This is a genomic window from Shewanella seohaensis, from assembly GCF_023283775.1.
GTDB lineage: Bacteria > Pseudomonadota > Gammaproteobacteria > Enterobacterales > Shewanellaceae > Shewanella > Shewanella seohaensis.
This window is the reverse complement of the sequence record NZ_JAKILE010000006.1, coordinates 180,863-196,028: the sequence shown is the minus strand read 5'-3', so window position 1 is coordinate 196,028 and position 15,166 is coordinate 180,863. Positions and strand designations below refer to the sequence as shown.

The 15,166-nt window shown below is 50.2% G+C and carries 11 protein-coding genes; 7 read left to right on the top strand and 4 right to left on the bottom strand.

Annotated elements, in window-relative coordinates; all coding sequences use genetic code 11:
* The first annotated feature begins 13 nt into the window (after positions 1–13).
* The 6 genes from L2713_RS09300 to nagP all read left to right on the top strand — a co-directional run bounded on the left by L2713_RS09300 (position 14) and on the right by nagP (position 9,037).
* Complete coding sequence (locus L2713_RS09300; protein ID WP_248967681.1) at positions 14–2,704, top strand: beta-N-acetylhexosaminidase; 2,691 nt, start codon at positions 14–16, stop codon at positions 2,702–2,704.
* Between the two features lie 223 nt (positions 2,705–2,927).
* Entirely contained in the window at positions 2,928–3,836 is a 909-nt protein-coding gene (nagK, locus tag L2713_RS09295; RefSeq protein WP_169548102.1) for an N-acetylglucosamine kinase, read from the top strand.
* 58 nt (positions 3,837–3,894) lie between these two features.
* Positions 3,895–4,893 carry a glucosamine-6-phosphate deaminase NagB-II gene (nagB-II, locus tag L2713_RS09290; protein ID WP_248967680.1) on the top strand — a complete coding sequence of 333 codons (999 nt, stop codon included), beginning with the start codon at positions 3,895–3,897 and terminating at the stop codon, positions 4,891–4,893.
* 43 nt (positions 4,894–4,936) lie between these two features.
* Entirely contained in the window at positions 4,937–6,073 is a 1,137-nt protein-coding gene (nagA, locus tag L2713_RS09285; RefSeq protein ID WP_248967679.1) for an N-acetylglucosamine-6-phosphate deacetylase, read from the top strand.
* A 138-nt stretch (positions 6,074–6,211) separates the two neighbouring features.
* Positions 6,212–7,399 carry a transmembrane glucosamine N-acetyltransferase NagX gene (gene nagX / locus L2713_RS09280; protein WP_248967678.1) on the top strand — a complete coding sequence of 396 codons (1,188 nt, stop codon included), beginning with the start codon at positions 6,212–6,214 and terminating at the stop codon, positions 7,397–7,399.
* 339 nt (positions 7,400–7,738) lie between these two features.
* Positions 7,739–9,037, top strand: coding sequence for an N-acetylglucosamine MFS transporter NagP (nagP, locus tag L2713_RS09275; protein ID WP_248967717.1), 1,299 nt, complete (start codon positions 7,739–7,741; stop codon positions 9,035–9,037).
* Between the two features lie 64 nt (positions 9,038–9,101).
* On the opposite strand, the gene L2713_RS09270 is transcribed toward nagP, so the two are convergent.
* The 4 genes from L2713_RS09270 to aptA all read right to left on the bottom strand — a co-directional run bounded on the left by L2713_RS09270 (position 9,102) and on the right by aptA (position 13,274).
* The gene (locus L2713_RS09270) at positions 9,102–9,824 is read right to left on the bottom strand and encodes a TorF family putative porin (protein ID WP_248967677.1); all 723 of its coding nucleotides are present in this window, start codon (positions 9,822–9,824) and stop codon (positions 9,102–9,104) included.
* 185 nt (positions 9,825–10,009) lie between these two features.
* Positions 10,010–10,375 carry a cupin domain-containing protein gene (locus tag L2713_RS09265; protein ID WP_248967676.1) on the bottom strand — a complete coding sequence of 122 codons (366 nt, stop codon included), beginning with the start codon at positions 10,373–10,375 and terminating at the stop codon, positions 10,010–10,012.
* 16 nt (positions 10,376–10,391) lie between these two features.
* The gene (locus L2713_RS09260) at positions 10,392–11,882 is read right to left on the bottom strand and encodes a CoA-acylating methylmalonate-semialdehyde dehydrogenase (RefSeq protein ID WP_109285536.1); all 1,491 of its coding nucleotides are present in this window, start codon (positions 11,880–11,882) and stop codon (positions 10,392–10,394) included.
* A gap of 51 nt (positions 11,883–11,933) precedes the next feature.
* On the bottom strand, positions 11,934–13,274 hold the full coding sequence (gene aptA, locus L2713_RS09255) for an omega-aminotransferase AptA (RefSeq protein ID WP_248967675.1): 1,341 nt from the start codon (positions 13,272–13,274) through the stop codon (positions 11,934–11,936).
* Between the two features lie 280 nt (positions 13,275–13,554).
* On the opposite strand from aptA, the gene L2713_RS09250 reads away from it, so the two are divergent.
* Positions 13,555–15,051, top strand: a complete 1,497-nt coding sequence (locus tag L2713_RS09250) for an aldehyde dehydrogenase (protein WP_248967674.1) — start codon at positions 13,555–13,557, stop codon at positions 15,049–15,051.
* Positions 15,052–15,166: the final 115 nt, after the last annotated feature.

The window sequence follows — 15,166 nt, the reverse complement described above, 5'->3', positions numbered from 1 at the left end:
GAAAAGGAATATCATGAATAAAACGATTGCCGCCACAGCGATTTTATTGGCTCTGGGCTTAACGGCCTGTAGCGATGCGCCTAAAACCAATGCTGTGCCTAGCTCAAGTACTGCCGAGCAGGCTAAGCATAGCCAATTAACCCAAGCGCAATTGCAGCTGTTTGGGGATTCCTTGGGCGTGAGTTATCGCGTATTTACTAACAGGCCCGACGATAGCTGTGACAAAGCTGCCGCCGAAGGTCGTTGTTTTGTTGCTGAAATCGATTTTGTCCCAGAGGTTGAGCTTAAGAGCCGGGATTGGGCGATTTATTTTAGCCAAATGCGTCCAGTTCAAGCTGTTGAAAGTGAAGAGTTTAGTATTACGCATATCAAGGGCGATCTGTATCGTATCGCACCCACCGAGGCATTTAGCGGTTTTAGTAAGGGCGAGAAAAAGACCCTAAGGTTCCGTGGTGAATTGTGGCAGCTCTCAGAAACCGATGCCATGCCCAACTATTACATAGTTGCAGGCGATTTATCGCCAGTAGTGATCGCCAGCACGCAAGTAAAGCAAGATCCTGAGACTCAGATGGAGGTGCGCCCCTATGTTGAGGCGTACACCGATATGGTGAAGCAGTATCGCCGAACCGATGCGGACAAATTAGCGCCAGCCACACCTGCACAGTTATTTAGTAATAATCAACACGTCAGTGAAGATGCCAACTTAGCGGTCAATACCATTATTCCGACGCCACAAAAAGTCGCTATCCACAGCCAAGATAAAGCCGTGTCACTGACTTCTGGTATTAAACTGGATTTCGGCTCGGTCACCAACGCATCTGCGGCGCAACAGGCTTTGGATCCTGAACACTTGGCGGCGGCACTTTCCCGTTTAGCGCGCTTAGGCGTTAAAGAGTCAGAACAAGGTTTAGCGGTAAAGCTGAACTGGCGTCAAGGCGCTGAGGGCAGCTATCTGCTGGATATTAAAGCGGATGCGATTGAGATTGCCGCTGCCGATGCTGCCGGGTTTTCCTATGCGTTATCGTCACTTGCCAGTTTGATTGATGTGCAGGATCTGCGCGTAAATACCATGACGATTGAGGATAGCCCAAGGTATCCCTTCCGCGGCATGCATATCGACGTGGCCCGTAACTTCCATAGCAAGGCGTTGATCTTTGACCTGCTGGATCAAATGGCGGCATACAAGCTCAACAAATTGCACCTACATATGGCCGACGATGAAGGTTGGCGCCTAGAGATCGATGGCCTGCCTGAACTAACCAACATCGGCAGTAAGCGTTGCCACGATCTTGAGGAAAATACCTGTCTGTTACCGCAGCTTGGCAGCGGGCCTTTTGCGGATGTGCCTGTTAACGGTTTCTATAGCAAGCAAGATTATATCGATATTGTTAAATATGCCGATGCGCGCCAAATTCAAGTGATCCCTTCGATGGACATGCCTGGCCATAGCCGCGCGGCGATAAAATCCATGGAGGCGCGTTACCGTAAGCTAGTGGCCGAAGGTAAAGCAGAAGAGGCTAAAACCTATCTGTTGTCGGATGCGGCGGACACCACAGTGTATTCTTCGGTGCAGTATTACAACGATAACACCCTGAACGTTTGCATGGAGTCGACCTATCTGTTTGTCGATAAAGTCATTGATGAAATTGCAAAATTACACCAAGCAGCGGGCCAGCCATTAACTCGATACCATATCGGTGCCGACGAAACGGCAGGGGCGTGGAAGCAATCGCCCGCCTGTTTGGACTTTGTGGCCAATAACGATAAAGGCGTGAAATCCATCGACGATTTAGGGGCGTACTTTATCGAGCGCATTTCGAATCAACTCGCGAGTAAAGGCATAGAAGCGGCGGGTTGGAGCGATGGTATGAGCCATGTGCGCCCAAGCAACATGCCTGCAAAAGTCCAATCCAACATTTGGGATGTGATTGCCTATAAGGGTTACGAGCATGCCAATCAACAAGTCAACAACGGCTGGGATGTGGTGCTCTCAAATCCTGAGGTGCTGTACTTTGATTTCCCCTATGAAGCCGATCCTAAGGAGCATGGCTACTACTGGGCAAGCCGCGCAACCAACGCACACAAAGTGTTTAGCTTTATGCCGGACAACTTAGTGGCAAACGCGGAGCAGTGGACCGACATTCAAAATCTGCCTTTTGAGGCCGACGATAGGGCCAGAACCGATGAGAAGGGCAAACAATCCGGCCCAAGGGAACAAGGTAAAGCCTTTGCCGGATTACAGGGCCAGCTCTGGAGTGAAACCATCCGCAGCGATAACACCGTGGAATATATGATTTTCCCGCGTTTACTGATGCTGGCGGAGCGTGCTTGGCATCAAGCCGCGTGGGAAGTGCCATATCAATATCAAGGCGCTTTGTATAATCAGACTACGGGGCATTTCACCGCAGCGATGCGTGAGGCTCAGGCGCAATCTTGGCAGCAAATGGCTAACACCTTAGGACATAAGGAGTTTATCAAACTCGATAAAGCGGGTATCGATTATCGAGTGCCGACCGTCGGCGCCGAGATCCGCGACGGTAAACTGTTTGCCAACGTGGCTTATCCGGGACTTAAGATTGAATGGCGCCAAGCGAGTGGACAATGGCAATCCTATCAAGCTGGGCAGGCGGTAACGGGCCCCGTTGAGATCCGCGCCATCGCGGCCGATGGAAAACGTAAAGGCCGCAGCTTAGTCGTTAATTAATAAAAAGCTATATCTGGCTGTATTTTAAAATAAAAATACAGCCTTTTTCTTTTTCACTTTCAGTCAATTCTTTCGCCTGACATTTGATTAGAAATTGCTTCAAAAAGTAAATGACAACGCTGTCATTTTTGCTGTAACATTGAGTTAACTAAAGTTGAGTGTCGTATTAACGGCATAAGTATAAGCAACGGTAGCGCTGCATTAAGAGATGAAGAGGGGTGTCATGGGGTTAGTCCAGACAAAAGATCAACAACTGTTTATCGGTGTAGATGGGGGCGGCAGTAAGTGCCGAGCCACTATCTATACTGCGGACGGTACCGTTTTAGGGACAGGTGTTGCTGGGCGCGCTAATCCGCTGCATGGTCTTGCACAAACATTTGCATCTATTGAAGCTTCGACTCGCCAAGCTCTGCTGGATGCGGGCATGAAGGAAACCGATAGCCATTTACTGGTTGCGGGCTTAGGGCTGGCAGGGGTCAATGTGCCGCGCCTGTATCAGGATGTGATCAGCTGGCAGCATCCGTTTGCTGCCATGTATGTCACAACCGATCTTCATACCGCTTGTATCGGTGCACACCGCGGCGCGGATGGTGCGGTGATCATTACGGGTACAGGTTCTTGCGGTTATGCCCATGTAGGTGATGACAGCTTAAGCATTGGCGGACACGGTTTTGCGCTGGGCGATAAGGGCAGCGGTGCTTGGCTTGGCTTAAAAGCTGCCGAGCATGTATTACTCGCCCTCGATGGTTTTGCCGCGCCGACCGCCTTAACCAAAATGCTGTTAAACCATTTTGGGGTAAGTGATGCCTTGGGCATAGTCGAGCATCTCGCCGGTAAGTCTTCGAGTTGCTATGCCGAATTGGCTAGAAGCGTACTCGATTGCGCAAACGCGGGAGATGAAGTCGCTCGCGGGATTGTGCAGGAAGGCGCCGATTACATCAGTGAAATGGCACGCAAGCTGTTTAGCCTCAATCCGGTACGATTCTCTATGATCGGTGGTCTTGCCGAACCGCTACAGGCATGGCTTGGCAGCGATGTGGTGGCCAAGATTTCTGAAACCTTAGCGCCGCCAGAATTGGGTGCCATGTACTTCGCTCAGCAGCAATTTAACTCAGTCAACATTAATGAATAAGCCGTTTTAGCGCATCAGTGCTAAAGCAATACCCGTATTGATTTGTAAGGTAAATAACATGACAAACACTATTATGGAGCAAGAAGCTCGCACCGCGCCGCAGAAGATTGCGGGTCAGTTAGCCGCTAACGCCGATTTAATGCAGCAGTTAGGTGAAAAACTGCGTGCTTTCGATCCCCGTTTTGTGATGATTGTGGGCCGTGGTTCATCGGACCATGCGGGTGTATTTGCTAAATATCTTTTTGAAATCGAAGCGGGTGTCCCCACCTTTGCTGCCGCGCCATCTGTGGCCAGCGTTTACGGTAAAACCTTGAAGTTAGAAGGCGGATTAGTGATTGTGATTTCGCAATCTGGCCGCAGCCCTGATATTTTAGCCCAGGCGCGTATGGCGAAAAACGCAGGCGCGTTTTGTGTGGCGTTAGTGAATGATGAAACCGCGCCAATCAAGGATATCGTCGATGTGGTGGTGCCATTACGTGCTGGCGAAGAGAAAGCCGTTGCTGCAACAAAGAGCTACCTTGCAACTCTGTCGGCGATTCTACAATTAGCCTCGGCGTGGACGCAGAGCGAATCCCTCGCGGCGGCTGTTAACTCTTTACCTCAAGCACTGCAAACTGCGGTCGATGCTGAGCCTCAATTGACTCCAGCATCGGTTGAAAACGTGAAAAACTTAGTAGTGTTAGGCCGTGGTTTAGGTTATGCCGTGTCTAAGGAAATCGCACTTAAGTTAAAAGAAGTGTGTTCTATCCATGCCGAAGCCTTTAGTAGTGCAGAGTTCCTCCATGGTCCTGTGACCTTAGTGGAGAAAAAACTCACGATTGTGGATGTCTGCATTGGCGATGAGTCGTACGCTAGCCATATCGAACAGATTGAAAATGTGAGCCAACGTGGCGCCGATTTAGTGCATTTAAATCAAACATCGACTGATATTCACCCACGTGTTGCGCCGTTAGCCCTGCTACAACGTTTTTATATCGACGTGGCCGCAGTCGCGGTTGCCCGCGGTATTGACCCAGACCAACCCGCTGGGCTGAAAAAAGTCACTCAAACGCTGTAATGGATGGCCGTTGTTGTCGCGTTAATTTGAAAAGAGGTTTGGGATGAAATTCACCTTAATTGCCGAGCAACTGTTTGATGGTGAAGCCTTCCATCGGGATGTGCCTGTCACCATTGAAGATGGCTTGATAGCCAGCTTAGACACCGCATTGGGTGCTAAGGAAATCCGCTACCGAGGCACCCTAGTGCCAGGTTTTATCGATGTGCAAGTTAACGGCGGTGGCGGCGCGTTGTTCAATAGCAACCCAACGGTCGCTTGCATTGAAACCATAGGCAAGGCGCATGCTCGCTTTGGTACCACAGGCTTTTTACCCACGCTTATCACTGATGATGTGCAGGTGATGGCCAAGGCTGCCGATGCGGTTGCCAGTGCGGTCGCGCAAAAGAGCGCAGGCGTATTAGGCGTACATTTTGAAGGGCCGCATCTTTCGGTTCCTAAAAAAGGCGTGCATCCACAAGGTTTTATTCGTGAGATCACCGAGGCTGAACTGGCGATTTTTTGCCGTCAGGATTTAGGTATTCGAGTGGTGACCTTAGCACCTGAAAATGTCTCGTCCGAGGTGATCCGCCTGTTGGTGGAGTCGGGGGTTAAAGTGTGTTTAGGCCACTCCAATGCGGACTATGATACCGTTGTTACGGCATTAGCTGCGGGGGCGACAGGCTTTACTCACCTCTACAATGCCATGTCACCCTTAGGTTCCCGTGAGCCTGGCGTGGTGGGCGCAGCGATTGAGAGCGAAACCGCTTGGTGTGGTTTGATTGTCGATGGCCACCATGTGCATCCAGCTGCCGCAAGGGTCGCCCTGCGCGCTAAACCCCGTGGCAAAGTGATGTTGGTGACCGATGCTATGCCGCCAGTGGGCATGGATGATGAAACCAGTTTTGAGCTGTTTGGTACTCAGGTTCTGCGTGTCGGCGATAAATTAAATGCGGTGACGGGTGAACTGGCAGGCTGTGTGTTAGACATGGCGACCGCGGTTGAGAACAGCGTGAACATGCTCGGTTTACCGCTCGGTGAGGCCTTGCGGATGGCGTCTTTGTATCCTGCCGAGTTCCTTGGCATTGCCGAGCATGTAGGTCGATTAGCGGTTGGGCAGCGTGCCGATTTAGTGTTGCTGGATAATCAATATAAAGTGCTGGCCAACTATATTGCTGGAAATGCGGTTTATGTTCGCCCTTAGTGTGGGTTGAGTCAGTAAAGCGTTAACCTTGGCCCTTGTCTTATTTTGATGACAGGGGCTAAGTTTTTTTATTGTACAGTCTGCATTTTGCTCAAAAGTTATAAAATAAGTGAAATAACAATAATAAAGGATAATGGTATGAGTACGACTGCGCCGGAATCTGTCACCAATACGGGCGTGAATGCTCAGGAGGCTGCCGCGAAAAAGCGTCAGTCAAAACCGCGGTTGATGTCCCTCGATGCCTTGCGCGGCTTCGATATGTTTTGGATTTTAGGTGGCGAAGCCCTATTTGGCACCTTGCTTATCTTGACGGGCTGGGCGGGCTGGCAATGGGGTGATACCCAAATGCACCATAGTGAGTGGAATGGGTTTCGCTTTTATGATTTGATTTTTCCGCTGTTTATATTCCTCTCAGGTGTTGCTCTTGGATTATCGCCAAAACGCTTAGATAAACTGCCAATGCATGAGCGTATGCCTGTGTATCGCCACGGGGTTAAGCGGCTGTTTCTTCTATTATTGCTCGGCATTCTTTACAACCATGGTTGGGGAACGGGGGCGCCTGCCGATCCTGAAAAAGTCCGTTATGCCAGCGTCTTAGGTCGAATCGCCTTTGCGTGGTTTTTTGCCGCCTTGCTGGTGTGGCATACCAGTTTGAGGACCCAAGTGCTGATGGCCTTGGGCATATTAGTGGCCTATGGCGCGGTGCAACTCTGGTTGCCGTTTCCTGGTGGACAGGCTGGAGTGTTATCACCCACAGAGTCAATCAATGCTTATGTGGATAGCCTTTTACTGCCTGGTGTGAGTTATCAAGGACGAACGCCCGATCCTGAAGGCGTGTTATCGACACTGCCTGCCGTAGTCAACGCCTTAGCGGGTGTATTTGTGGGTCACTTTATTGTGAAATCCCATCCAAAAGGGGAGTGGGCTAAGGTTGGCCTATTGAGTGTTGCCGGTGGTGTTTGTTTAGCTCTAGGCTGGTTGCTGGATGGAGTTATTCCCGTCAATAAAGAGCTGTGGACAAGCTCTTTTGTGTTGGTCACTAGCGGTTGGAGCATGCTGCTGTTAGCGCTGTTTTATGCCCTCGTGGATGTGCTCAAATGGCAAAAGCTCGCCTTTATTTTTGTGGTGATAGGCACTAACGCCATCATTATTTATCTGGCCTCTAGTCTGGTGGATTGGAAATATATCGCCCAGAGTGTGTTCGGGGGTGTTATCGCGGCATTACCGGAAAATGCTCAGCCCTTAGCGGCCGTGATTGGTTTGCTCACCGTTCAATGGTTAGTGCTGTATTGGATGTATCGTCGCAATATTTTTGTGCGGATCTAACGTCGATAGCAGATTTTTCTTAAAGCCACAGACTCACCTCTGTGGCTTTTTTATTTCTAGCACACAAAGAGCTCAGAGCATCTTTGGTTGTAAATCAGCGGTTAACTGAGTGTTTATGGCTCATTCTGGGCAAACAAGGCCATTTTGCTGGCTAAATCGCAAATGACAGCGTTGTCTTTTTGCGTTGTTTGTTTTAACATCACTGAAACAATGGTGCGTTCGGATGATAACATTAGCCATTGCAGATGAGTTGCGATACGGATGTGCGGAATACTCAGCGGTTTTTAGTCCCGCCATCACCTTAAAAAATTAATTACTATAAGAAGCAGGTTTATGGAAATGACACTCGATAAAAGCCAGCAGAAAAGCAGTTTTCTCCCCATGGCGATAGTGGCAGCACTCTTTTTCATCCTCGGATTCGCAACGTGGTTGAATGGATCTTTGATGCCCTATTTAAAACAAATTTTGCAACTCAATCCCTTCCAAGCCTCATTAATCCTGTTCTCTTTCTACATTGCAGTGACTTTTACCGCGCTGCCCTCGGCGTGGGTGATCCGTAAAGTGGGTTATAAAAATGGTATGGCACTGGGAATGGGCATCATGATGCTCGCCGGCTTACTGTTTATTCCTGCGGCTAAGACCCAAATATTTGGTCTGTTTTTATGTGCGCAATTAGTGATGGGCACAGGCCAAACCTTGTTACAAACGGCGGTCAATCCCTACGTGGTTCGCCTTGGGCCTGAAGAGTCTGCCGCGGCCCGTGTGAGTGTGATGGGCATTTTGAATAAAGGTGCGGGGGTGATTGCCCCCTTAGTTTTCTCTGCATTGATTTTAGATAGCTTTAAAGACCGCATTGGCACTACGTTAACCCAAGTGCAAATTGATGAAATGGCAAACAGCTTGGTTTTCCCTTACCTCGGCATGGCGATTTTTATTGGGATATTGGCGCTTGCTGTTAAAAAATCTCCACTGCCAGAACTCTCTAATGAAGACGAAGCAGCCGAGCACACAGATAAAGGCCAAATCAAAGCGGCCTTATCCCATCCTAACCTCGCATTTGGCGTTATCGCGCTGTTTGTGTACGTGGCGGTTGAGGTGATTGCCGGCGACACTATCGGTACCTTTGCCTTATCGCTCGGGGTTGAACATTACGGTGTGATGACCTCCTATACAATGGTGTGTATGGTGCTGGGTTATACCTTAGGGATTATCCTTATTCCTCGTTTTATCTCTCAGCCAACGGCACTGATGATTTCGGCGATTCTTGGCCTATTACTGACCTTAGCCATACTGTTTGGGGATAACCATTCCTACGTGATTGCAAATGCTTTGTTAGTGCCTTTCGGCGGTGTGGCCTTGCCTGATACCTTACTCTTCATTGCCTTCTTAGGATTAGCCAATGCGATTGTTTGGCCTGCGGTGTGGCCTCTGGCGCTATCGGGTTTAGGTAAGCTCACCAGCACAGGTTCGGCATTGCTCATCATGGGGATTGCGGGTGGTGCTTTTGGTCCACTGTTTTGGGGACTCACGAGTTCTGCCACCGAGATGGGGCAGCAGGGCGGTTATATGGTGATGTTACCTTGCTACCTGTTTATTCTCTTCTATGCCGTTAAAGGTCATAAGATGCGTCACTGGTAATCGGTTATCACGCGATGTAAAAAAGCCCTCATCAGAGGGCTTTTTAGTATTTGCAGGGTGTGAATTAGAAGGCGTAACTGACGCTTGCTAATACTGTATCGTCGTTTTTCCACACACCGTCGGAGACTTTCTGATCGCCGCTCAAGTCGGTGCCAAGCCAAGCGAGTGACAGGCCAAATCCCATAAATTCGGTGGATACGCCAACGGAATAATCCGAGTAGCTATCAAAGCCTTCGCCATCGTCTAAGGCATCGCCTACGTTGTAGCCGTAATGCAGATCGAGGCTCCAGTTTTCAACAAACTCATAGGAGTAATTGATTTCGCCGTAGTGATAATCTAAATCGCTGCCGCCGTAATCATTGGTGTACCAATAGGCCACGCGAAAGCCGCTAAACTCGACGCCAGCCGTTACTTCGAAATAGCCGAGTTCACTCTCGCCCGAATAGTTATAGCGGTTGAGGGTCACGTCGTAACTGACGTTATCATTGATGTCACCGCCGTAGGCAACATAAAAGTCGTACTCGATATCTGGACCGTTGTAGCCTGGCTCGTCAAAGTCGACATTACTGGCCCAGGCGCCGACCGAAAATCCCGACTCAAAACTCCAATCGACACCACCTTGAACCGCAGGATCGCCCGCTGTTTGCGAGATACCACGGAAGCGATAATCGTTGGTTACGCCAATTTCCCCCGACACTTCTGCGGCGGCAATGCCGGAGAATAAACTGGTCGTTAGCGCGAGCCCAACAACTTGTGCCAGCCGCTTTTTATTTAGGTTGTTATTCACGGTATTTCTCCCATTTTCTTGGTTGACACGGATGTACTAAGTTCTTTTAGCTTTTAAAACAGGCTAGTACATTCGTTGCTTTGCCAAACAACAACTCAGGAAACCCCGTAGCTGTGACCTCATGGCGAGTTAAGCTAAATTGCTTTAGCTTGGTTAAACGAGGTAAAAAGCACCCCCTATGAAACTCACTTTTGTTCGAAGATGACATAAACCTTGCGGCATGGCTCAACGACTTGCCACACCCCTTGAAACCCCGCAGGAATAATAAATCGGTCGCCGACACTGAAGGTTTGTGACAGTCCCTCAAGATCGGTGATGACGCTGGTCCCTTCGAGGATCTCGCAATACTCGTATTCAGTGTAGTTGATTTTCCAAGCGCCTGATTCGCTTTGCCAAATTCCACTATGGAATTGATTACAGGGGCTAGAGTAATGATTCTGTAATTGCTGGGTGGGGTTACCAGAGATGCGCTTTTCTGGGGCGACTTGATAACTTTCCACCGGCGACTGTGCGCTGGCAAAGCGAATGATCGAGGTTACGCTCATGGTCATATAGGCTCCACCGAGGTTATTTCATGGTGGGCATAACAAACTCGGCCTGAGTCTGCTTGCCTACGGGCCAGCGTGCCGTGATGGCTTTACGTTTGGTATAAAAACGTACCCCATCAGGACCATGCATATGTAGGGGACCAAAGAGCGAACGTTTCCAGCCACCGAAGGAGTGGAAGGCCATAGGCACTGGGATGGGCACGTTAACCCCGACCATACCGACCTGCACATGGTGGCAAAAATGTCTGGCAGCTTCACCGCTTTGGGTAAAGATGGCTGTGCCATTGCCAAATTCATGTTGGTTGATAAGCGCCAGTGCGCTGGCATAGTCTTTAACCCGCACAATCGACAGCACTGGGCCGAAGATTTCTTCGCGGTAAATACGCATCTCTGGAGTGACGTTATCGAATAAACAGGCTCCTAAGAAGTAACCTTGCTGATGGTCGGCCACGCTTAACTGGCGACCGTCCACCACTAAGGTCGCGCCTTCTTGGACGCCAGCATCGACAAATTCCGTGACTTTGGCGAGGTGCTGGCGGGAGATCAACGGCCCCATTTCCATCTCTGGGGTGAGGCCATTGCCCACTTTTAACTGTTGAATTTGCGGTAATAATTTATCGACTAGCTTGTCGCCCACATCCCCCACAGCCAATACCACCGAAATAGCCATACAACGCTCGCCAGCGCTGCCATAGGCGGCGCCCATGAGGGCACTCACCGCTTGATCTAAATCCGCATCCGGCATCAGTAGCATATGGTTTTTCGCGCCGCCGAGGGCCTGAACCCGTTTACCGTGTTTAGATGCGGTGCTGTAAATGTATTCCGCAATCGGGGTGGAGCCTACAAAGCTGACGGCTTGAATATCTTCATGGCTGAGCAGAGTATCGACGGCCTCTTTATCACCGTTGACCACGTTAAATACCCCAGCAGGGAGACCTGCTTCGGTGAGTAATTCCGCAATACGCATTACCGCGCTTGGGTCTTTCTCCGAAGGTTTCATAATAAAGGTGTTACCGCAGGCAATCGCGATTGGGAACATCCACATGGGAACCATCACGGGGAAGTTAAAGGGCGCTATGCCTGCGACAACACCTAAAGCTTGATTGACTGACCAAGCGTCTACGCCACCGCCGACCTGCTCCGTATGCTCCCCTTTGAGCAAGTGTGGGATACCACAGGCAAATTCGACGACTTCGAGGCCGCGGATGAGTTCTCCCCGCGCATCATCGAGCACTTTGCCGTGCTCTAAGGTAATCAGCCGCGCCAGCTCATCCATATGTTGCTCGACCAGCGCTTTAAACTTAAATAACACACGAGCACGATTGAGGGGCGTTACCTGTGACCAAGTGTCGAAGGCCGATTTGGCGATAGCAATGGCGGCGGAGACTTCGTCGCGACTCGCGAGGGAGACCTGACCTCGGCATTCTCCCGTAGCGGGTTCGAAAATCTCTTGGCTTCTTGTACTGGCGGCGGTGTGCTCGCCATTCACATAATGAGTCATTGTCAGCATAGGTAACCTTTCAATTGCCCCCAATTTGGGCGTTAGATAAAAAATTGTGCATCATCCTACGGCGCGAATCGCATCGCTTAGGCTGTTAACCATTTGGTCTATTTGGTGTTTCTCTACGATTAACGGTGGGGAGATGGCGATAATATCGCCCGTCGCCCGCACGAGCGTGCCTTGATGGAAACAATGCTCGAACACGCTGTAACCGCGTTTACCGACGCCTTGGCTATTCGGCGCGAGTTGGAAGCCTGCGACCAATCCGGTGTTGCGAATATCAATCACATTCGGCAAACCTTTGAGACTGTGAACGGCATCCTCAAAATAACGCTCAAGTTCGAAGCTGCGTTCAAATAGCTGTTCGTTTTCATAGATGGACAGCGTGGCGAGCGCCGCGGCCGCCGCTACTGGATGGCCTGAATAGGTGTAACCGTGGAAAAACTCGATGAGTTCGGTGGGGCCTTGCATACAGGTATCGTGAATAAAATCCTGCACAAACACGGCGCCCATTGGGATCGCACCATTATTGATGGCCTTGGCCGTAGTGATTATGTCGGGGATAACGCCCCAGCGCTGGCTGGCAAAGGCGGCGCCAACGCGACCAAAGGCAGTGATCACCTCATCAAAAATCAACAGGATGCCGTATTTTTGGGTGATTTCCCGTAGGCGCTTTAAGTAACCCTGTGGCGGTAAAATCACCCCCGCCGAACCCGACATAGGTTCAACGATAACGGCGGCAATATTCTCGGCGCCGTGGAGTGTGACGAGTTGTTCTAATACTTCGGCTTTTTCGGCACCTAGGCTAGGTAAGCCACGGCTAAAGGCTGAATTTTGAATATCTAAGGTGTGGGGCAGGTGATCCACGCCTTGCAGCAGTTGGCCACTAAAGGCTTTACGGTTATTGCTCAAGCCCCCCACTGAAATGCCGCCAAATCCTACGCCATGGTAGCCCAGCTCTCGGCCAATAAAACGGGTGCGCGATGCTTGGCCATTGGCTCTGTGGTAACAGAGTGCCATTTTAAGCGCGGTATCGACGGACTCTGATCCCGAGTTGGTAAAGAAGACCTTATTGAGTCCTTCAGGGCTGAGTTCAGTTAATCGCTCGGCGAGTTCGAAGGCGAGGGGATGACCCATTTGGAAGGAAGGCGCGTAATCCATCTCGCGAATTTGCTTGCTAACGGCTTCGCTGATCTCACGGCGACCATGGCCGGCGTTACAACACCACAAGCCAGCCGTTGAGTCTAATACCTTGTTGCCATTGATATCTGTGTAGTACATGCCTTCTGCTTGGGCGAGCAGGCGAGGGCTGGCTTTAAACTGGCGGTTGGCGGTAAAGGGCATCCAATAATGTTCGAGAGAAGGATGCTCATGCGTTGTGTTGTAGGGTGAATCGGCCATAGTGTTTACCTTGTCCTTTTCCTTGTTAATTGAGGTCAGGTCTTCGTTAAGGGTGGCTAATATTTGCTATGCTATGTTAGAAATAATGAACATGGAAGAGGTGTGTGCAGTTATTTGTGGCAAAAATGCTATTTTTGTAAAAAATATTGAATATTAATGATTGAACAGCGTAATCTAAGCAGCAGTTAACGACTTAGGTCATCTTTGGCATTTGGCCGTCGAGATAGCCCTCATCCCAATAAAGCTAAAATAAACAAATACAAACGATTAAGAGGTCATCATGAGTACACCTAAAAAACGGAGTGATTGGGAAAGCCTCGCTGCTAGCCTAGCAATCAATGGCAAGGCTTATATCAATGGCGAATACCGCGATGCGGCAGCGGGCAGCACTTTTGATTGTGTCAGCCCAATCGACGGACGCGTATTAGCCAAGGTCGCCAGTTGCGATTTGATGGACGCCAATATTGCCGTCGCTAATGCCCGTGAGGTGTTTGAATCTGGCGTATGGTCAAAGACAGCTCCCGTTAAACGTAAGCAAGTGATGATCCGTTTTGCCGAGTTATTGGAAGAAAATGCCAATGAACTCGCTCTGTTAGAAACCTTGGACATGGGTAAGCCAATCCGTTTTTCAAAGGCGGTAGATATTGCCGGCGCCGCCCGTGCTATCCGTTGGTCGGGTGAAGCCGTTGATAAACTCTACGATGAGCTGGCGCCTACGGCGCATAATGAAATCGGCATGATCACCCGCGAACCCGTAGGCGTGGTGGCGGCGATTGTGCCTTGGAACTTCCCGTTATTGATGGCCTGTTGGAAGCTGGGGCCAGCGCTGGCGACGGGCAACAGCGTTATTCTTAAACCCTCTGAGAAATCCCCCTTAACGGCCATTCGTATCGCCGAGCTTGCGGTACAGGCAGGGATCCCTAAGGGCGTGCTAAACGTACTGCCTGGTTATGGGCATACGGTCGGTAAGGCACTGGCGTTGCATATGGATGTGGATACCTTAGTCTTTACTGGTTCAACAAAAATCGCCAAGCAATTAATGATTTATGCGGGCGAATCGAATATGAAGCGGGTGTGGCTCGAGGCGGGCGGTAAGAGCCCGAACATTGTATTTAACGATGCGCCCGATCTCAAAGCGGCGGCGGTGGCGGCGGCCGAAGCCATTGCCTTTAACCAAGGTGAAGTCTGTACCGCTGGCTCGCGTTTGCTGGTGGAGTCTGGGGTTAAAGAGCAATTGATTGCGCTGATTGCTGAAGAACTCGCCTCGTGGCAGCCCGGGCATCCGCTGGATCCCGCTACCGTGAGCGGCGCTGTGGTCGATAAGCAACAACTCGATACCATCTTAAGCTATATCAAGGCGGGCCAGGATGAAGGTGCCTGTTTAGTCCATGGTGGACAACAAGTGCTGGCCGAAACGGGCGGCGTGTATGTGCAGCCCACTATCTTTAGCCAAGTACACAACAAGATGAAAATCGCCAGCGAGGAAATCTTTGGCCCAGTGTTATCTGTTATTGAATTCAACGGCATGGACGAGGCGATTGCGATAGCCAATGACACCATTTACGGCTTAGCGGCTGGGGTGTGGACGGCGGATATCAGCAAGGCGCACAAAACCGCCAAGGCACTGCGTTCGGGTATGGTGTGGATTAACCATTATGATGGTGGCGATATGACGGCGCCTTTCGGTGGTTACAAACAATCGGGCAATGGCCGCGATAAATCCATGCATTCCTTCGACAAATACACCGAAATCAAGGCGACTTGGATAGCCCTATAAGTCGTTTGACTCCCTCTCAAGCCTCTTTACGCCGATGCGAAAGGGGCTTTATTTTTTCTGGTTAACCCTCTAATTAAATGGATAAAGTGGCGCAAGGGTGCCTCTTAGGGATTTT

Coding starts and splice junctions, on each gene's coding strand:
- L2713_RS09300 (WP_248967681.1), top strand. CDS start 14: ATGAATAAAACGATTGCCGCCACAGCGATTTTATTGGCTCTGGGCTTA.
- nagK (WP_169548102.1), top strand. CDS start 2,928: ATGGGGTTAGTCCAGACAAAAGATCAACAACTGTTTATCGGTGTAGAT.
- nagB-II (WP_248967680.1), top strand. CDS start 3,895: ATGACAAACACTATTATGGAGCAAGAAGCTCGCACCGCGCCGCAGAAG.
- nagA (WP_248967679.1), top strand. CDS start 4,937: ATGAAATTCACCTTAATTGCCGAGCAACTGTTTGATGGTGAAGCCTTC.
- nagX (WP_248967678.1), top strand. CDS start 6,212: ATGAGTACGACTGCGCCGGAATCTGTCACCAATACGGGCGTGAATGCT.
- nagP (WP_248967717.1), top strand. CDS start 7,739: ATGACACTCGATAAAAGCCAGCAGAAAAGCAGTTTTCTCCCCATGGCG.
- L2713_RS09265 (WP_248967676.1), bottom strand. CDS start 10,375: ATGACCATGAGCGTAACCTCGATCATTCGCTTTGCCAGCGCACAGTCG.
- L2713_RS09260 (WP_109285536.1), bottom strand. CDS start 11,882: ATGCTGACAATGACTCATTATGTGAATGGCGAGCACACCGCCGCCAGT.
- aptA (WP_248967675.1), bottom strand. CDS start 13,274: ATGGCCGATTCACCCTACAACACAACGCATGAGCATCCTTCTCTCGAA.
- L2713_RS09250 (WP_248967674.1), top strand. CDS start 13,555: ATGAGTACACCTAAAAAACGGAGTGATTGGGAAAGCCTCGCTGCTAGC.